Here is an 18856-nt window from a genome sequence, read left to right as displayed (position 1 = left end):
GATGAAATATACTTTACGAATAAATTTCATAGGCTTAGTTTGGCTAACCGCCAGCATAAGTCATGCTCAAACCAGCGAATCTGCTGTGCAAAGAGCCCTGCTCGACGACGCGCCGTGGTCGTCTGCTCGGGCCTCAGCGATGGCTGGAGCCATTAGTCCCATTGCCAACGGAATCGATGCAGCCTACTACAACCCTGCCGCAATCGGAGGCATCCGTAGCCAAGGATCTAGGCCTGCCATTCATCGTCTTTACTTTCCTTACTTCGCGGCAGCAGTCAACGAGGACACGGTCAAACTCAACGATGATCTCAGTAACGCTGGGGACCTGAACGATCCGGCAATCGTCGAGCAAATTCTGAGAGCCCGCGATGGCAATCGCCAATACGGAAGGCTCTCAGTTATTCCGAGTATCACATTTTGGCGAACAATGCTGTCGTTCGTCTATGACACCCAGATGGCTGCCGCTTCGATCGACGAAAGCAGCGACGAAATCGACGTGCATTCTCGCACCGAGTTTGGGCCTAGCCTTGGATTTAGTTTTGCAACCAATGATCGTACCTTCGCCCTTGGCCTTTACCTCGCTTATCTAGAACGAGAAGAAATCCAAACCACGCTGCCTTTTGCCACACTGAACGACCCTGATCTTAGAAAGAGTGCATTCAAAGACGGCAAGGCCAAGTATACCGGCATGCCTATCCATTTAGGAACTCTATGGACCATATCGAAAAAATGGAATCCAACCCTATCCTTAGCCTTTCGCAATGTGGGGACGACAAAATTCAGAGCTTCCGATACTAATAACGAAGACCTCGAAGTGGAAGAGGATATGACTCTTGGGTTCGGTCTTAGCCCTGCACTCGGCAAGTGGGGGTTTCTAAGTTTCACTTTAGAAGCCAGCCGCCTCACAGATTCAGACTTAGCGACAGCTAAGAAGCTGAGAACTGGACTCGAATTTTCCGTGGGAGATCGATTCGGTAGCGATGCGGGTTTAAGCCTTCGCAGCGGCTATAACAATGCCGGGCTTTCCTACGGACTCGGGTTCAATCTAGGTATCCTCGGCTTAAACGGGTCGTCCTTTGCCGAAGATGTTGGTGTTAACAACAAGCGCGTGATAGAACGTAGATACGTTGTGAATTTCGCGGTCAATGTAGCGGATTTTTAGCTGATGCTCCAAGTCAAGAATTTAAATTTTGGATATAAGTTTCGCCCCATATTGAGAGGGGTTGGCTTTGAATTGAAACCTGGTGAGTTGCTACATATCACTGGCCCGAACGGCTGTGGCAAGACGACTCTAATGAGCATTCTCGCTGGCCTTATTCGTGAGACTGGGGGTACGATCACTTATGTTCACGAGGGCCAAGCCTGTAAAGACCGCAGGTCATACATCGAGTACCTTCCCGCAGAGGCCAACGGCCTTTACGGAAAGATGGATGCCATGGATAATCTAAGATTTTGGATGAGTCTCCGTGGGCACCCTACTCAGGACCAAACTATCGTCGATGAGCTAAAGATGTGGAGCCTCGATCACCCTCTAATCCGTAAAAATTTCCCTGTAGAAAAGTTCTCCACGGGCATGAAGCGCCGGCTTTCATTAGCCCGAGTGCACCTGTCTAATACTCCGGTTTGGCTATTGGACGAGCCACTCTACGGACTCGATATCAAAGGCATCGAACAATTTCAGGCAATCCTGCGAGAACATCTCGACCGCGGTGGCTCCGCAGCTGTGGTGAGTCACGATACGGCTCCCCTTCAGCCTTTCAACCCCACTGAATACCGGATCGAAAAAAGGGAGGTCAAAGGATGACCACATTCCTCAATCAAATGCGCGCCTTGTTAAGTCAAAGCCTTAAAGTCGAGTGGGCGACACCTGAGCGATGGTTATCGCCATTGTTATTCGCTATCACGGTTTTGGTTTTGTTTTCCTTTGCTGTGGGCCAACTCGAAGGCCCTGAAGTCGCCCACCTATTAGTTGCGGAAACCTTTTTAACTGCTTTCTTTTCACTCCAGATCAGCTTTTCGCGATCGTTGGACCCAGATATGCAGGATCGGGTATTCGACGTGCTCCGAACCTACCCGATTTCATCGTCAGCGTGGTTTCTTGGCAAGTACCTTCTGGTCTTGGTAATGGGAACACTGATACTAATCCCGACCATGATCCTATCCAGCTTTTTCTACGCCAAGAGCGGAGTTTCTCTAGTAGATTGGTCCCTTATCGGAGTGGCATTAACGGCACTTGCTGGAATGTCGGCCCTAGGGGTTTTACTTTCGACAATGACCATGCGTTCGGGCTCGAAGCAGATCCTCTACCCGCTTCTTTACTTCCCTTTGACAACCCCTGTCTTGCTATCAGCAGTGGAGTCTTCAAAGGCCATATTAATAAAAAACGAAAGCCTAGACATGCTGCTTAGCTCATGGCTCGGCTTACTTATTATATTTGGTATCATTTATTTCACATTGGGCCTTTTGCTCTTTGGTGAACTTGTCAAGGCTGAATAAAAGGGGACTATCATGACACAAGAATCGGATAAGAAGCACTTGATCGCAGGCATCGGCGTGTTTGCGCTCTTGGCTGTGAGTTGGGTTTGGGCCCTAAAGTTCACTCCGCCCGAGGAACATATGGGAGAGGTCTACCGGATTATCTACCTCCACGTTCCTTCAGCGTTCGCGGCATTTTTCTCGTCCTTTGTGCTTCTCGTGGTCAGCATCTGGGCCTTAGTGAAGAAACAGTCGGGTGCTCCCCTTGTAGCAAAAGCATCTGCGGAAGTTGGTCTCATTTTTACAATTCTAACTCTAGCAACAGGCTCTATCTGGGGTCGCCCCACTTGGGGTGTCTGGTGGGATTGGGATGCACGGTTGACGACAACTCTTATCCTGGCGTTGCTCTACTGTGGCTACTTAATCTTATATAGCTCACTCCACCCTGGCCCACAGAGGAATAAAATTTGCGCCGCACTTGGCATCTTGATTGCCGCCGACGTGCCTATTATCTATAAGAGCGTCACGTGGTGGCGAACCCTTCATCAGCCACCTACAATCATGCGCCGCGGCGATTCTACGATGGCACCAGAAATGCTATCGGCATTGCTATTCGCTTTGGCAGTGATGATTCTCGTAGGCGGCTTTCTAGTTTACCAACGCTATAAGAATCTCATGATCAGTGAAGAACTCGAACGTTTATCATACGAACAGACACCCTAAAGGAGGCAGACTATGAGCCCATACGGAGAAGGCATAGATCCCGTACCGTTTATCGCTGGCGCTTATGGAGTCGCTGTATTACTCATAGGCGGATTTACTATTTGGCTAGTAACACAACGACGACAACTACGTATCTTGCAAGAAGCAGTGAAAAGAAAGGACTAAACATGAAGCAATCATATTTAAAATGGATTATCGGTGTATTTGTTATTATCGTTGCCGCAGCAGCAGGTTCCATGCTGAACTTCGGCGATAACGTGGTCTACTTTTACACCCCAAAGGAAGCCTTAGCACAGTCAGATGAGCTTTCTGTTAAAACGATCAAGGTCGGTGGCATGGTTAAAGCTGGGTCCGTCGACTGGCAACCCACTGACATCAAACTAGCCTTCACCCTATCGGACATGAAAGGCTCTGAAATCACCATCAACCATAATGGCACGCCACCTGATATGTTCAAGGAAAATCAAGGGGTCGTGGTGGAGGGCCGGATTTCTTCTGATGGCAAGCAAATGGTAGCAAAGCGCTTGATGGTGAAGCACTCGGAAGAGTATAAAAAACCTGACGATCATAGTAGTATGAACAAGGCACTGCTTGAAGAGTCAATTTTTAAGAATGAGAAGTACTGAGAAGGAGGCCAAATATGGCTGACCAAGAGGTTAAAGTCCCCGGTAAGAGCCGCAAGCATATAATCCTGAGCATCGGTATGATCGCTATTGGGATTGGCTTTGTTATCATGCTTCGCAAAGGGCTTGATCTCAACCCTAACCAGATTCCATCTGCCCTACTGAATAAGCCAGCCTTGGATTTTAAGGCTGAATGGCTTCAGGGTAGGCAGTATATGAACGAAACTAACGAAGAATACTTCGACCTCAAAGATTTCAAAGGCCAAGGACTCATCCTAAACTTCTGGGCAAGCTGGTGTTACAGCTGTCGCGCAGAAGCTCATGACTTCGAAAGGTTTTGGAAGGCCTACCAGGATAATGGTGTCAAAGTTGTGGGTGTTGCCATTCAGGATACTCCTGAAGACGCCCGCCGCTTCGCAGCCCAGTATGGTAAGACCTATATCCTGGGTTTAGACACTGACGGCTCGGCAGCTATCAACTATGGTGTCACAGGTGTTCCCGAAACCTTCGTTATCAATTCAGAGGGAATGATTCTGCACAAAGAAGCTGGCCCCGTCTCTGAAGCTAAGCTTCAAGAATTCGCGGCAATGCTAAATCAACCCCAGTAATGACCTTCTATTGAGGCCATCGTCTTCGGTGGCCACTCCTTTTCTTTATTTGAGGTCTGTGAGACCAGATTTAAGGAACCTCACGTCCCGCACCAAGCTCCAGTATCTTATACCAATCGTCCCGCTCCAATTCGATATTTCTAGCCGTGGCCAGGGTATGGATGCGACTCCGTTGGTTCGAGCCGATGATCGGAATGGGCTTTGAAGGGTGGTTCATCAACCAAGCCAAGGCAAGGGTCGCCACGTCGCACTGATATTTTTCCGCAATCAACTCTAGCTCTGAACGCACAGGTTTGTGGTCATCCTTGAATAGAGCACCACCGGCCAATGGCGACCAGACCATAGGCAACATCTTCAAACTTTGGCATTGATCGAGCGTTCCGTCCCATAGGGGATCTTGCGCGAGCACACTCAATTCAATTTGATTGGCAGCAAGGGGCTGGCTCAATTCGCGATTGAGGTATGTAACTTGATCAGGTCTGAAGTTCGATACTCCTACCGCCCGCACTTTCCCACTGGATACCAACTCATTTAAGGCCGCACCAGTTTCTTGCAGATTCATATATGGATCGGGTCTATGGATAAGGAATAAATCAATCACATCCAGACTCAAGGTCTGAAGAGATTTTTCTGCGGCTTGGATCAGATACTTGTAGCTCGTATCATAGGATTTCACCTGGCGATCGGGAAACTTTGCCGACTTCAGCTTGATACCAGCCTTGGTCACCACTTGAATTTGAGACTTTAGCGAAGGAACATCCTTCAGGACCTTGCCAAAGGCAGCCTCACACTCATAGTCACCATAGATATCGGCATGATCGAAGGTGGTAATGCCAAGCTCAAGGCAAAACTCGATGCGCTTGCGAATCACTTCGCTAGGATCGCCATCGATTCCTTCTAAGATTCGCCATACCCCATAGGAGAAAGCTTTGGGTGAAGTGTCCCACTTGGATTCACTGCAACCTCCAAACCTAGCAGGCAAGAGCCTGTTAGGTTTAACATGTCAATTAGTCAAGCCAGCCGGTGACATCCATGACAAACCCTAAGGTGTAGGCTCCGATCAAAAAGGGAGCAACCAAGCCAAGAAAGAAGGCTACCGGTAGGAACGTAATAAAATCTGAAACTGATTCGATCCGAAAATCATCACTTGAAAAGATCATGGTATCTTCCTCTTCAACGAAAAAAAGCCTCCGCATCCTATACCTGCTGGAGACATGATTCAATACCAAACCCGAGCCAAGCACTGCTTAGCGTGAGTCAAAGGACATCAGGCCTATCATACGTGGCTGAGAATCATTTGCCAACGGCTGACCAAGAGCAGGTAGCCCGCATATTAGTTAAGAGAGAAATTGAGGCTTTTAACCGTCCAAGTGGGATAGCTATTAATCCGGTCAATGGTACTTGCTACTACCTGAGCGGTGTAGGTTTGAGTATTATCCAGGATGCCTGAAGGAATTGAGAAGGTATCAACAGTACCTGCGACAGATTCTGAACCATAGATCTTGACCCCCTGGGCATCGAAGACGTGCACGGACCAACTGTAGTTTTCTGCTACTGAAAACGGCGATCCCGATTTGGTAACCGTACTGGTGGTACTGTCAAAAGAACCACTAACCACTCCCGAAGTTAGGGATGGGAACGAATAGGGATAGGACCAAGCCACCGCACTGGTGTCTGTCACTGTAAAAAATATAAGCTGGTTGGCTTTCGGGCTCTTTCCAGACCCCAGATTCACCGATCGCGCATAGAGAAGATCGTCACTGTTACCATCCTCACTGAGACCATCGTCTAGCAACGTTCGATCCCAAGCGGTGGTTGACGTTTGATCGTCGGTGGTAACATTGGCAGTAGCATCCTCCAGCAGAATGTCTGGCCCGGCAATGGCGATAGTATCGATACTGCCGGTGCTACTTGCTTTGGCGCTGAGGATGAGACTGGATGCCAAGCTTGAGTCAGATTGAACCTCTTGAATCACCTGAACTGCAACAAACTCAAGATCTTGGCTGAAATACAGCTCACCAATAGACTGGGACAAGTCAGCAATATCGTCGCCGTTGGCGTCGGTATCGTAGACATCGATGGTTTCGTCACCATCGTCATCATCATCGTACCAGTTGATGATTCCATCCCCATCCAGGTCGAAATCGGTGCTATTATCGATGCCGTCGGCATCAGTGTCCGCAAGACCCAATGAAATGGCATCGAGCCCGTCCGGGATCAAATCCGAATCACTATCGCCGGCGGTGTTTGCTGTCCAGGCTATGCTCGAAGTATCCGAAAATTTTATCACCGGCCCCTGGTGAACCAGTGACGGGATGGTCACGAGATTACTTGTGAAGTACTGAAAGATGGTGCCAGTGGTCGTACCAGGGGAGGTCAAGACCGCAGAGAGCCTATACTGAGGGTCCAGCAAAACAATGGTTTGGGGTTGGCTGAGCCTGACGTTTTCAATCTCATAATTTCCGAGAGAGCCAAGGACACCAAATTGAGATAGACCGCTATCCCGCTCCACAAAAACAATCACCCAACTAACCATCTCAGACTGACTGCCTGAAGAACTCTTCACAACTCCAGACACGGTGACACCTGTGCTCGTGCCAGTACTTCCTCCGCCCGAGCTACCACTGCGGCAAGACAGGATACAAACAGCTATGGTGATCAGATAAACGATAAGGGGTTTTGACATCCTTGCCAGTCCTTGCCAAGTGGGTGGTAGTAGAAGTTTTCGGAACTTATCCCATAATATTTAGGTGTCTTATTTGACAGGTTAGAGCTTTTGCCGTAAAACCCTTGAGAATTGGGTCTGGCAGGAGGCTTCTAGGTGATAAACCAACAGAATTTCAAGAAAATCAATGAAGAGTTTAGCTGTGAAAACTGCGGCAAGAAGGTCCCCCTCTCGGAGAAGACCTGTAGAAACCACTGCCCCTATTGCCTTTACTCCAAACATGTCGACAAGTTACCAGGCGATCGAGCCAATCCGTGCCGTGGGCTTTTGAAACCCATTGGGTACCATTTTCATTCAAAAAAAGGCCTCATGATCGACTTCAAATGCCAGCGCTGTGGGGAAAAGACGCGTAACATCGCCCTCTTAGAGGATGGCATCCAAGGGGATGACTACGATCAGATCCTTGCCCTAACTCCTAGAAAATAATCATAAATGCTTCATTGACATCCCATGAGAAACCCTTTAAATATGCTCTCCCAGGTGTCGCCAGCTTATGCTGGTTGGACTATCGCAGTACGCTGAGGAAAGTCCGGACTTCATAGGGTAGGATGCTGGCTAACGGCCAGGCGGGGAAACCCGACGGCAAGTGCAACAGAAAGTAAACCGCCTCTCTCGGGAGGTAAGGCTGAAACGGTGAGGTAAGAGCTCACCAGCAGTTCTGGTAACAGACTGGCTAGGTAAACCCCATCCGAAGCAAGGCCAAGCAAAGGGTGCAACCTTAGAGTTGCAGTGTTGACCCGACATGCCCTTGGGTAGGTCGCAAGGAGGCAGTTGGCAACAGCTGTCCAAGATTAATGATAGTCTCGGCGAGTTTCGGCTCGCTACGACAGAATCCGGCTCATAGACCGGCTAAAGGCTGCGCTTCACCTGGGACTCAAGACTACATAGGACAACTCATGCCGATTCGAATTGAAGATCCATTTCACGACCCCACACAGAATTTAAACACCGATGTGAATCCATTCCTGAGCAAGATGCGCGAAGGTATGGAAAATGGATCTCTACCTGTGCTTTACGGACCACGACTCAAGCCTCTCCAGGGAGCTTGGCGCTCTGAGTTCGCCAACACCATGGCAAAGCCGCCTGAGGACCTAGTCTTAGAAGTTGGTTCTCACAAGGGCGAAGTATTAAAAAAAATGGCTGCAAATCACCCAGACACGGGATTTGTGGGTGTTGATATCACCTTCAAACGAGTCGTGACCCTCGCGGAAAAAGCCCAGACCCTTGGCCTCCATAACCTGCGCAGCCTCCTATGCAATGGCCGCGCTTTGGAGCAGGTCTTTGAAGAATCAGAACTCAGCGGAGCATTGATTTTCTTTCCTGACCCATGGGCGAAGAAAAAACGGCAACAAAAAAATAGGCTGATCAACCACGAATTCCTGCTTGGCCTTAAGAAGATCTTAAAGCCAGGAGCGTTCCTTTGGTTCAAAACGGACCACAAACCATATTTTGACCAAGTTCTACCAATCGCCGCCGACCTATTCGCCATAGAGCCTGCGCCTCAAGGGATTCCTAGCGAGATTTATACCTCCCGCTTCGAGCGTCACTTCACCGAGCAAGGGCTTCCCACCTATGAAATTTGCTGGAGAAATTCCAAATAAGTCAGCAAAGCTTTAGAATAGAGCTAGGCCTTCTGATCGCGAGACCGAATTTGCAATTCCAGCCTAAAGGGACAAGCTTAAAGCCCCACACGATTCTGCCGAAGAGATCGGCAGTTCGACACCAAGGATCATTATGTCTCAGGCATCGAAACAAGAATCTAAAATCATTGACCTTTTCAATCCTGAGTCAGCAAGCGAGCCGACCCTTAGGGAAGAGGACATAAAAAACTTTGCAAAAAGTCTGCTGATTTTCAGAGGAAATTCGGATAATTGTAGTAGCACGACGAGGTTGTGCCAGGTTGCCAGCCTTGATGATTTTAAAACAAGCCATACACTAAGGGTTAAAGACAAAAAACCCCCAAAGTCTGGTCTTTTGATTAAGCTCAGTAGCTCAGACTAGGAGACATTCGAAACCATTGGAACCTGACAGTACGAGTAATTACGAATTCAGCTTTGGACCGCATACCTACCTTGTAAACTTCGATCAGATCGAGCGCGTGTCAAAAGAGATCCAAAAACGACTTGGCGTCGACGACTATGAGCTATCTGTGGATTTTCCCTCCCCTGAGGAAATGCGAAAGCTCAATCAGGAGTATCGAGACAAAGATAAATCGACAGATGTACTGTCCTTTCCCCAACAAGATTTTGACCCACCACCGACAGTCGAGTCGCCTTTCAGAAACGTAGATCCCACAGATGGCCCCCCACGCCTTTTGGGAGATCTGGCAATATCCCTTGTCGACGCTGAAGAAAACGCGAAAAATATCGGTCAGAGTTTAGACCGTGAGGTATGTTTTTTATTGGTCCATGGTATCCTTCACCTTTGTGGCCACGACCATCTAGATGTAGAAGAGGAACACATCATGTTAGCGCAACAACGAATGATTATGGAAGCTTTGGAAGAAGGCGAACCTCCCTCCCGCGTTTGGGCTCATTGTGCGAGGTCGAAGGCATAAACGATGAATAGTATACGTCCTGATGATTGGTCTAGTCTTATTGTCATTGGTATTTGCCTCATAGCTTCTGCATTCTTCTCGGCGTCTGAGACCGCCATTACGTCCCTTGGAGCCCTCAAAGCACGCCACCTTCTAGATCAAAAAGGTAAGGCTGTCGCTCAACTTCGCTTGTGGTTGCAACACCCGTCTCGCGTTCTCACGACCATTCTTATTTTTAACAATCTCTTTAATATTCTAGCGTCGGCTCTCGCCTCGGAACTTGCTGGCCACTACTTCAAGAGCCAGGCAGTAGGTATTGCCACAGGTATCATCACCTTCCTCGTTTTGATTTTTGGCGAGATTGTTCCTAAGTCCTTTGCCCGAGCAAACTCAGAGAAGGTCGCCATCATATCCATGGCCGTCATAGGCTTTATCTACAGAATATTCTTCCCCGTGGTGTGGATGTTCTCCGAGCTTGCCAACAACGTGATCAAACTACTGGGTAGCGAGCAGTCACTGCAGCCTGCAATCACAGAGGAGGAGCTTGAGTTCCTGATCGAAGTTGGTGAAAAAGCAGGAGTACTTGAAGATACCAAAAAGAATATGATCAGCGGCGTCTTTGACTTCGATGAGACTAAGGTCCGCGAGATTATGACACCAAGAACCGACATCATCGCCGTAGAAAAAGAAGAGAGTATTGAAAACTCCGTAAAACTCATCATCCAAACTGGTCATTCGCGACTCCCCGTATACGAAGACCGAATCGACAACATCAATGGGGTTGTATTTGCGAAAGATCTCCTTCGCCTGCTTTCAGATCAGCAGAAAAAGGTCACGCACCTTACCCAAGTGATGAGAGAACCTCTTTTTGTACCAGAAAGCAAACCCCTCATGGAGGTTTTCAAAGACCTCAAACGAACCAAGAACCACATGGCCATTATTATTGATGAGTACGGTGGTACCGCTGGTATCGTAACTATGGAAGACATCCTTGAAGAAATCGTAGGTGATATCCAGGATGAGTTTGATGCTGAAGAGGCCGAGATTCTAAAAATTGATGACGACACCTTCGATGTGTCAGGATCAGTGAATATTAGTGACTTCGTTAACTACTTTGGCCTTGATGACTCCTTTGAGAAAGAAGTGGAAGGCGATGTGGATACCATAGCCGGCTGGATGACACAGCTTCTAGGTAATCTCCCTGAGGTCGGGCAAACTATGTCCTACGGACCATTAACGATCGAAGTCACTGACGTCGATCGCCACCGTATCGAACGACTGAGGGTCACAAAAGGAATGACTAACTTATCAGAAGAGAGTGGCTCGTAAGGAATTAACTTTATGCGCTGCATCCTGAAGCCTTTTGCTAAAGGCTGGGCTTTGGGCAGCTTCTCCTCTCAAACGCTCCAGGGCCAGCTTGCAGCGCCCCAGATCCCGACATACCAAGACCATATCAGCCCCTTGAGAAACCGCCTCGATAATTGCATCTGCCCAAGACTGCTCGTCCTGCGGAATTGCCTTCATATTCATATCATCGGTCACTAGTACACCACGGAACTCCAGCTCTTCCTGCAGCAGATCAACCATGATTCGCTTGGATAGACTTGCCGGTTGGGAGTCTATTTCCGAAAAAACAGCATGAGAAAGCATTACCATGCTAGCCATAGAGAGCATGCTTCTGAAGGGAAGCAGCTCTCGATCCCAGAGAACGTCGCGGCTTATGGGAATCGTGGTTCCCTTTAGATGCGTATCGTCACCCGCATCACCCTGCCCCGGAAAATGCTTCAAACACCCCTTCACTCCAGACGACTGTAAGCCGTTAAGAAAAGCCTCGGCGCGGCGAGCGGCGTGTTTTGGCTCATTTGAAAAGGCTCGATCACCAATTGCAATATTGCTAGGGTTGGTATTCACATCGCAAACCGGAGCAAAATTGACATTGATTCCCAGCCCTCTTAGGGAGGAGCCCATAATAAAGCCGTAGTTCTCTAGGTAAATCTGCTCGCCGATTTCGATGGGGTCTTGGATGTCTTGGGGAGCACCCAAATTGGGAAAAGGGCTGGGTATCCTAGAAACCCTACCGCCTTCTTGATCGATAGCAATGACTGGGGGAAAATTACGGTCTAAAAGGGAATGCAATTGCTGGCAAAGACTACGGATAGCTACAAAGGATGAGCTTAGATTACGCCGGAAAAGAGTCACACCAGCAGGACATTCTCGCTTGAAGAAACTCTGCTCTTCCTGAGAAAGCGTCAAGCCCTCAAGGGCAGCAACCAGAATCTGACTGGCAGCATCGGGACCAGACATTTTTACTCATCGATAATTTGTAGGATATAGCGACGATTTAACTTCGCAGCAGCGCAATTAAGAATCGTTCTGATCGCGTCAGCTGTTCGTCCCTGGCGGCCAATCACCTTGCCAATATCCTCTTTAGCCACTTTAAGTTCGATAATGTTAGTTTGGTTACCCGTGATCTCGCTGATCTCAATGCGATCAACCTCATCAACAAGAGCTTTCGCAACGAACTCAACCAACTCTTTCATGGAACCATCATCATTAGACATATCTACCATCCATTGTTAGATCAGTTTCCGCATTCAAGAAGCCACTCAAAAGTAGACTATCCGCCTGGTATTAATATTACCGAATTATTAGCCATCTGAAAAGGAGTCAATCCAAAAACGCCAAACTTTTGTCCCAAAAAACAAAAAACAAAGTTTCGAGATTTTAAGCTGCACTCCTTGCAAGATCACCTGACAAAGCTGCTGGAGTCTTACGAGGCCATATGCTGCACACTATGTATGCAGTGCTAGTACAGCACGACAGTAGTTGCCATTTTCGTCGCAGCACGAGACCTTTATCTTGACGACCTTCATAATCCCAGTCAGAAGCTCTATTTTCTACCCTATACGAGGCTTTGTAAGCCTTCAATATAATTAATTATATATAGTTTCCAGATTCAATTTTTTCAATGATTATTTTTTCTGGCATCTGAGGGTCACGGGGATCTACAGTGAAGTATGCCTGCTGCTCACAGCGGCGCTTGTGCTCAAGCAGCCAATGAAGAATGTCGGAGAGCCCCTTATTCTTTCGGCTCCTAAAAAACGGATCGTTTTCAAGAGCATCACGGGCCTTTTTCAGGGCTCTCACTTCTTGAGCATCACCTTCTTTTACTGGATAATCGTTCAAGTCGTAGCGCTTGATATCTTCCGGGAGAACTCCTAGAAACCTAACTTCAGGAGCCGAAAAGTCTGAGTTCCGAATGAGTGAAGCCGCTGATCCTGCTTTAAGAGTTCGATAAATGTTTTGTAAGGTGTAGGCATCAAGATCACCGAAAAAGTATAGGGGAATTTGAAGCTGATCCTGGATTCTCTTCAACCATCCCCGCACAGCATTGGAAGGCACCCCTTGAGCACCCACCACAATAGAGTTATGCCTCTTGGTAAAACCATTCGCTACCAGTGTATTGGCAGTACCTTCAGACTCTACAATCAAACAAAAGTCGATCGGCTGCTTGGCTTTGAGTTTAAGATTCTGTGGCCTATTTTTAGGCTGAAAAGGTGACGTTCCCAATGCTGACAAATCGATGGTTGCGGTTGTTCCATCCGCCATCGTTTCTTCTACAACAAGTTGCTTCGAGTAAGTTTGCCCGCCACGATCGTTGGCATAGCAATTCAGCTCCTCTCGATAACATTCAATGATCTCACAAACGAAGTCAATGATTGCATCTGACTCATTCTGCTCGTTAAAATCGAGCGGCTTTAGCAACGGGTTATGTTTCACCTCACCTTTGCTCATATAGTAAAGTTCGCGCTTGGTATTGACGTTGCCTGACTGTATGTTTCTGAGCAAGATTTCGAGCATGAATATGGTTCGTGACATCTTCTTTACCGAGGCAACATTAAGCTCTGTTTTAACTTTTTTTGAGCCAGGAGTTAGATAGCCTAGCTTTGGATCGTAGTTGGAATTATCAAGGCTACATTTTGTGGCTTGGATAAGGGGTTTCTTGGCCTTTTCTAACTGACTCAAGAGCCGATCGCAAAGTTCGTAGCTAATATCAGGGATATCTTCTTGAAGAACTCGCTTTGTCTTTACCATGACTTACACCTTATGTCCGATGATTCAATTTAGGTTAGTGAGATCCTAGCGCTTTTTCTTTACAGACTTGTTCTTAATTGCTCTCTTTTTGGCAGTCTTCTTAGCAGCCTTTGTTGACTTTTTCTTAGCTGCTTTCTTTTTGGCAGTCTTCTTGCTTGTAGAAACTTTCTTAGCAGCTTTTTTCTTAACTGCTTTCTTTTTGGCGGTCTTCTTAGCAGCTTTTTTCTTGACTGCTTTCTTTTTGGCAGTCTTCTTAGCGGCCTTTTTCTTTGCTGCCTTCTTTGGCGCCTTTTTCTTCTCCGCCCTCTTTTTGGCGGCTTTTGCTGCCTTCTTCTTGGCTGATTTTTTCTTTTTAACCCTATCCGCTTGGGTACTGTCTTCTAGAGAATCATCTAGCTCACCACTTTCGGCCTCTCCATTTTCCTTTTCCGACGCTTCCAAAGCTTCATCTTTTTCGAGCATAAGTGCCACGTGGCCAAGGCGTTTCCTCCGACTTTTCAAGTGCTTCTTGAGTTTATCCTCAGCAACTTCAAGATCCTTCTCAGCCTCACGGGTCTCGCGCCCTAATATTTTTAGTAGGCCTTTATGCGCGCGATCCTTTCTCGATTCGTCAGACTCGGTTATTCTTACTAGGCCCTCAACCAGAATCGGTGCAAAGGATTCGATATGTTGGATCTTGTTTTCAAGGATAGCCTCCTTATGCTCCCGACGAAGGTGCCGCCCTAGCCTTTGCCCAGCTTGCATCAGGGCACGCCTAATCTCCTCGACAAGTTCATCAGACGCATCGACTGTCTCCTTTGATGCGTTCTTAAATTTAATGAATGGTGAAACGAGACTGACTGCAACAATATAGGGGCCATATGGTAGCGACCCTCGGGCTTGCCTCAAACCGTAGGGTTTCCAATTAACGCTAGTAATTCCTTTAACTATGGCACAAGATGCCTTATCAAACTGCAAGGGCACTCGATTGGCAAAACGCAGGACTTGGACAGTTTCTTCACCTTCTCCTGGCTTTCCTGATAACCTCGCCAAAGCAACCTCGATCTGCACAGGTTTGAAGTCACAGATCGTAGGCTTACGGGTCAGTACGGAAAAATAATCAACATCTCCGAGTCGGAGGATGCTTTTAGCCAGCCCTTCTTCCCCAATAGACAAAACAGTTTTTGTAGATGGTGGCTTGAGTTCTGTGTCCTGAATCTTAATAAAAAGGTTTTTGAAGTCGGCTTCCTTTAGCTCATGCAAGCTCTTATCCAGCAGTGATTTTTTTACTCCAGCCTGCTTCAGAAGTTTGATACTTTCTTCATTGACCCGAGAAAATGCTGTCTTTAGCCATTCATAGGCGGAGATTTTACCAAACAACCTTGCATGAGCCAAAAACTCACCAAGCTTCATGGTGTGGGGGTGTGGAGCCATGGCCTCTGGGATTCTTGGTACATCCTCGCTAACACGCTCAATGGTGACAGGCTTTTGATCTAAAATCTGATAGCTCAGAGTTAGGTGGGGATTGACCAACACATTGCTCCTGAGAAAGGCGAGGATGCCTGCCTCGCCATTCATCTGCACCCTACCATCGATTAAGAATTCAACAAGGGTCCCATGGGGTCGATCCCATTTCACATCCTTCTTATCTTTGATATGACCCTTATTATGTTTGAGATCAACCTGGACCCGACAAGAAGTCGCTAACTTTTGCTTGGCTGTCTTGGTAATGACATGAACCCCCTTCGCGGTGGTTTGCATGGCCCAAGTGGTTGCAGCGGAAATTCCAATACCTTGCTGGCCTCGGGAGCAACGACCCTTGCCAAATTTTGAAGACGCCAAATACTCGCCAAAAACCTTAGCAACATCTCTCTGTTGAATTCCTGGCCCGTTATCCTCAACCCGGATCATGATCTGATCCGTATTCCGTAGAGAGCCCCGACCTTTCTTATCAATCGTAACCCTAATCTCAGGCAAAATGCCGTTTTCTTCGCAAGCATCCAAAGAGTTGTCAACGGCTTCTTTTAGAGTCGTCAAAACCGCTTTGGTAGGTGACGAAAAACCAACCTGTTGGAGGTTTTTCGCAAAGTATTCGGCTGTGCTACTCGCTCGAATGGTTCCCTTTTTGGAATCTTTTGAGGCCATATGAGATCCTGCTTTTGAATTCAATTCCGCCACATGCCATTACCTAATTGTCAGGTTTCCTCTTATTTTAGCAGAAATCTCAAAACTTGAGCACTAAGCAGAATCTTCTTCCCTGGACTCATTCTTAAAAACCCTCATCTACACTGCGAAGATATTCAAAACTATGAGCAAATTTATTAAAAGCTCCAATTCGGTCTTTTACTAGTAGGAAACGTTTAGCTACTCTGCCGCCCTTCTCTCCAAAAGCCTCACGAGAGACGAGAACAAGTCGGTAAATTTCTTCTATTAACTCTTCCAGAAAATGACCGACTACTCACAAGACGAGGAATGAAGGAATCGCCATGAACTCAGATACCAAGGTAAAAATTCTATTCGTCGACGACGAGATAGAAATTATCAACCCCCTGGCAATGGAAGCCGAGGAACAAGGCTTTGTGGCCCTTGTCGCGCAAAATGGTATAGAAGGTTTGGAACTCCTGAACGAGCATGCGGAATCTGTTGCTTTGGTCTTTGCCGACTATCATATGGGCGAGATTAACGGGCTAGAGTTCAGAAAACGCATGCTACCTGAGCTACAATCAATTCCCTTTATTATCTACTCAGGTTTCGTCAACAAGGAAATGCTCAGAAACGCTCTTGATCTCAAGGTATCTCGATTTATCGATAAACCCTTCGACGTTTATCGCATCAATGCGGTTATTAAAGAAGAAGCCAAAGACCGCATCGAACAGATCGAAGAAAAGCTTACTTTGAAAAAAATCTTTGTGGAGGAGGCCCGAGACCTTTTAGAAGATCTTGAAAATGAAATTCTCGCCTTAGAAAGCAGCCCGACCCCAGAGGCTATCAACAATATCTTCCGCTTGGTTCACACTATCAAAGGCGGTTCTGGAGTTCTGGAGTGGCCAGAGTTTACCAGAACGGTGCACTCATACGAAGATCTACTCAGTAAGATTAAGAACGGCGCACTCGATGCCACCAAACCTGTAGTTACTGTTCTACTCAAAGGGTTCGACTTCGTTTCAACAGCCATCTCAGAGCTTGAGGTGGGTACTAAAATAGATATCGATGTGGACCATTGGCAGGGCCTGTTCTCCATTGAAGAGAGTAAACAGCTTAATCTAGCAACAGGCGACATTGACCATGGTCAAGCAGCAGCTAAGAAATCTGAAGATGATGTCATCAAAGTTCCAACCAAAATACTTGATGAATTCATGGAACTCTCCGGGGAAATCACTGTCATTCGTAACACTGTCAATAAACTCGTATCAAACCTTCAAAAAGAATTTAAAGGTCACGCAGATCTCTATCTTCTCGCGGAGTTTTTGGATGAGATGCATAAAATCAACTCTTCCATGCAGAGTAAAATTACCGAGCTCCGAAAAGTCTCGCTAAAGAGCATTTATCGTACCTTCCCTAGAACTGTGAGAGACTTAAACCTGAGCCTAGGTAAACAGATAGACTTAAAAATCGTCGGTGACGAGCTGCGGGTTGATACCAAGTTAGCCCAGGTTTTGAAAAACAGCCTCATTCACGTGATACGCAATAGCGCGGACCATGGGATCGAATCCCCGGATGATCGAGCTTCAAAAAGCAAATCACCAAAGGGTGTGATCGAGCTTCGATCTTATGAGTTGGGTGACGATGTCATCGTTGAGGTGGAAGATGACGGTCGGGGCATTGATGCTCAATTTATTTCTAAGAGGGCCGTAGAGAAAAATCTCTACTCGTCTTCCGACGTTGCTAGCATGTCCGATAAGCAGATTTACAAAATCATCATGGAAGCTGGCTTTTCCACAGCCGCCCAAGTCACAGATATTTCAGGCCGTGGAGTCGGCATGGATATGGTAAAATCTTCGGTTGAGTCGATTGGAGGAAAAATCGATATAGACTCAGCTTTGGGTATGGGTAGCAAGTTTAGCCTTAAACTCCCCATTCCAAAGTCTGTCATGATAATCCAGTCATTGCTCGTGCGTATCGGTCAACGAGAATTTAATATCCCGCAAGATAACATCATACGCCTGATCAAAATCGATCAAGATAAGCGCGACGTCATGATCAAGCAGGCTCAAGGCTGCGAGCTATTGTGCCTCGATGATCATCTGGTAGAGCTTATTGAACTTTCTCCGGAGCTATCTCCTGAAGACAAAAATCCTATTCCGCTCAGACAGCGGTCCGAAATAAATATTGTTTTAGCGCGATCTGAAAAGCTAACTTTTGGGATGGTCGTTGATGAAATCAGTGATACCGAAGAAATAGTTGTTAAGAAGATCCCCCCACAGATCAAGGATCAAATTTTCAAGGGTGCGACGTTTATGGGAGATGGCTCGGTTGGCCTTATCCTCGATGTGGACGGAATTGCTGAATTTTACCAGCTAGGGGAATCCCATCAATTTGATGACACAATTTCAGGCCAAGAGCTTCATCAAGAAAACCATGACGGTGAAGAGTACATCATTTTTAGGCTTCCAGCCCGCGGCCTATTTTGTTTCCACCTGGACCAAATCTTCCGATTAGAAGAACTGCATACCCGCGACTTTACTAAGGTAGCGGGTCGACTCAGCACGATCTACAGAGAATCAGTTGCTCCTTTAACCTACGTGCATGAGAAGCTTGGAATTAAACCAGACTACCCATTGGTCGAAAGAGAGAAGCAGACAACAATCATAATCAAGGATCGCGACACGTTTCATGGGCTCATCATCGATTCGATTCGAGACATCAAAAGGATCAACAGTTCTTTGGATAGCGAACTAGCTGATCGAGATGAAATTGAAGGCAGCTTCATTTTCAATGACGAGGTTGTGACCGTACTAGACATCTATAAGTTAACAGGCATAACCCCTCCGGAAAAGCACGACCATCGTGTGGAGGACTTAGGCTTGCAAGATGATAAGCAAGAAAGTGACAACGAAGTCGAGGCAAGTGGCTGGGGTCTATTTTAATAAGA

19 protein-coding genes and 1 other RNA gene are annotated in these 18856 nt (G+C 47.1%); 13 read left to right on the top strand and 7 right to left on the bottom strand.

Going from position 1 to position 18856, the window contains the following annotated elements:
• Position 1: 1 nt before the first annotated feature.
• The 7 genes from B9N89_RS13625 to B9N89_RS13595 are packed head-to-tail and all read left to right on the top strand — an operon-like array spanning position 2 to position 4429.
• Positions 2 to 1162, top strand: coding sequence for a hypothetical protein (locus B9N89_RS13625; protein WP_132319304.1), 1161 nt, complete (start codon positions 2 to 4; stop codon positions 1160 to 1162).
• A 3-nt stretch (positions 1163 to 1165) separates the two neighbouring features.
• Entirely contained in the window at positions 1166 to 1804 is a 639-nt protein-coding gene (gene ccmA, locus B9N89_RS13620) for a heme ABC exporter ATP-binding protein CcmA (protein WP_132319306.1), read from the top strand.
• Positions 1801 to 2496: a heme exporter protein CcmB gene (locus B9N89_RS13615; protein ID WP_132319308.1), complete on the top strand. Its 696-nt coding sequence runs from the start codon at positions 1801 to 1803 to the stop codon at positions 2494 to 2496. Before ccmA ends, B9N89_RS13615 begins: the two co-directional genes overlap by 4 nt.
• Before the next feature lie 12 nt (positions 2497 to 2508).
• A complete protein-coding gene (gene ccsA, locus B9N89_RS13610; protein ID WP_132319310.1) occupies positions 2509 to 3198 on the top strand; it encodes a cytochrome c biogenesis protein CcsA in 690 nt (229 codons plus the stop codon).
• A 12-nt stretch (positions 3199 to 3210) separates the two neighbouring features.
• Positions 3211 to 3363, top strand: a complete 153-nt coding sequence (locus B9N89_RS13605) for a heme exporter protein CcmD (RefSeq protein ID WP_132319312.1) — start codon at positions 3211 to 3213, stop codon at positions 3361 to 3363.
• Positions 3364 to 3365: 2 nt separating this feature from the next.
• Entirely contained in the window at positions 3366 to 3824 is a 459-nt protein-coding gene (locus tag B9N89_RS13600) for a cytochrome c maturation protein CcmE (RefSeq protein WP_132319314.1), read from the top strand.
• A 14-nt stretch (positions 3825 to 3838) separates the two neighbouring features.
• The gene (locus B9N89_RS13595; RefSeq protein ID WP_132319316.1) at positions 3839 to 4429 is read left to right on the top strand and encodes a TlpA family protein disulfide reductase; all 591 of its coding nucleotides are present in this window, start codon (positions 3839 to 3841) and stop codon (positions 4427 to 4429) included.
• Positions 4430 to 4499: 70 nt separating this feature from the next.
• Here B9N89_RS13595 and B9N89_RS13590 read toward each other — a convergent pair whose 3' ends face one another.
• The 3 genes from B9N89_RS13590 to B9N89_RS13585 all read right to left on the bottom strand — a co-directional run bounded on the left by B9N89_RS13590 (position 4500) and on the right by B9N89_RS13585 (position 7115).
• Positions 4500 to 5411 carry an aldo/keto reductase gene (locus tag B9N89_RS13590; protein WP_132319318.1) on the bottom strand — a complete coding sequence of 304 codons (912 nt, stop codon included), beginning with the start codon at positions 5409 to 5411 and terminating at the stop codon, positions 4500 to 4502.
• 25 nt (positions 5412 to 5436) lie between these two features.
• Complete coding sequence (locus B9N89_RS31365) at positions 5437 to 5589, bottom strand: hypothetical protein (protein ID WP_159455361.1); 153 nt, start codon at positions 5587 to 5589, stop codon at positions 5437 to 5439.
• A 173-nt stretch (positions 5590 to 5762) separates the two neighbouring features.
• Complete coding sequence (locus B9N89_RS13585; RefSeq protein WP_132319320.1) at positions 5763 to 7115, bottom strand: hypothetical protein; 1353 nt, start codon at positions 7113 to 7115, stop codon at positions 5763 to 5765.
• 135 nt (positions 7116 to 7250) lie between these two features.
• Between B9N89_RS13585 and B9N89_RS13580 the strand changes: the two genes are divergently transcribed.
• The 5 genes from B9N89_RS13580 (at position 7251) to B9N89_RS13560 (ending at position 11019) form a co-directional block, all read left to right on the top strand.
• On the top strand, positions 7251 to 7580 hold the full coding sequence (locus B9N89_RS13580; RefSeq protein WP_200820715.1) for an RNHCP domain-containing protein: 330 nt from the start codon (positions 7251 to 7253) through the stop codon (positions 7578 to 7580).
• 66 nt (positions 7581 to 7646) lie between these two features.
• Positions 7647 to 8011, top strand: an RNA gene (gene rnpB / locus B9N89_RS13575) — RNase P RNA component class A.
• Between the two features lie 39 nt (positions 8012 to 8050).
• Complete coding sequence (gene trmB, locus B9N89_RS13570) at positions 8051 to 8755, top strand: tRNA (guanine(46)-N(7))-methyltransferase TrmB (RefSeq protein WP_132319322.1); 705 nt, start codon at positions 8051 to 8053, stop codon at positions 8753 to 8755.
• A 416-nt stretch (positions 8756 to 9171) separates the two neighbouring features.
• Positions 9172 to 9711: an rRNA maturation RNase YbeY gene (gene ybeY / locus B9N89_RS13565; RefSeq protein ID WP_132319324.1), complete on the top strand. Its 540-nt coding sequence runs from the start codon at positions 9172 to 9174 to the stop codon at positions 9709 to 9711.
• Between the two features lie 3 nt (positions 9712 to 9714).
• Positions 9715 to 11019 (top strand): hemolysin family protein, encoded by a 1305-nt coding sequence (locus tag B9N89_RS13560; protein ID WP_132319326.1) that lies wholly within the window; start codon positions 9715 to 9717, stop codon positions 11017 to 11019.
• On the opposite strand, the gene nagZ is transcribed toward B9N89_RS13560, so the two are convergent.
• The 4 genes from nagZ to B9N89_RS13535 form a co-directional block, all read right to left on the bottom strand.
• Complete coding sequence (gene nagZ / locus B9N89_RS13555) at positions 10999 to 11994, bottom strand: beta-N-acetylhexosaminidase (RefSeq protein ID WP_132319328.1); 996 nt, start codon at positions 11992 to 11994, stop codon at positions 10999 to 11001. The genes B9N89_RS13560 and nagZ overlap by 21 nt on opposite strands.
• A gap of 2 nt (positions 11995 to 11996) precedes the next feature.
• Complete coding sequence (locus B9N89_RS13550; protein WP_132319532.1) at positions 11997 to 12230, bottom strand: KH domain-containing protein; 234 nt, start codon at positions 12228 to 12230, stop codon at positions 11997 to 11999.
• 397 nt (positions 12231 to 12627) lie between these two features.
• Positions 12628 to 13785, bottom strand: coding sequence for a DNA topoisomerase VI (locus B9N89_RS13545; RefSeq protein ID WP_132319330.1), 1158 nt, complete (start codon positions 13783 to 13785; stop codon positions 12628 to 12630).
• Between the two features lie 45 nt (positions 13786 to 13830).
• A complete protein-coding gene (locus B9N89_RS13535; protein ID WP_200820714.1) occupies positions 13831 to 15909 on the bottom strand; it encodes a DNA topoisomerase VI subunit B in 2079 nt (692 codons plus the stop codon).
• A gap of 341 nt (positions 15910 to 16250) precedes the next feature.
• On the opposite strand from B9N89_RS13535, the gene B9N89_RS13530 reads away from it, so the two are divergent.
• On the top strand, positions 16251 to 18851 hold the full coding sequence (locus B9N89_RS13530) for a chemotaxis protein CheW (protein ID WP_132319332.1): 2601 nt from the start codon (positions 16251 to 16253) through the stop codon (positions 18849 to 18851).
• Positions 18852 to 18856: the final 5 nt, after the last annotated feature.

It is taken from the genome of Pseudobacteriovorax antillogorgiicola (assembly GCF_900177345.1).
GTDB lineage: Bacteria > Bdellovibrionota_B > Oligoflexia > Oligoflexales > Oligoflexaceae > Pseudobacteriovorax > Pseudobacteriovorax antillogorgiicola.
This window is presented reverse-complemented; position numbering and strand designations above follow the sequence as displayed.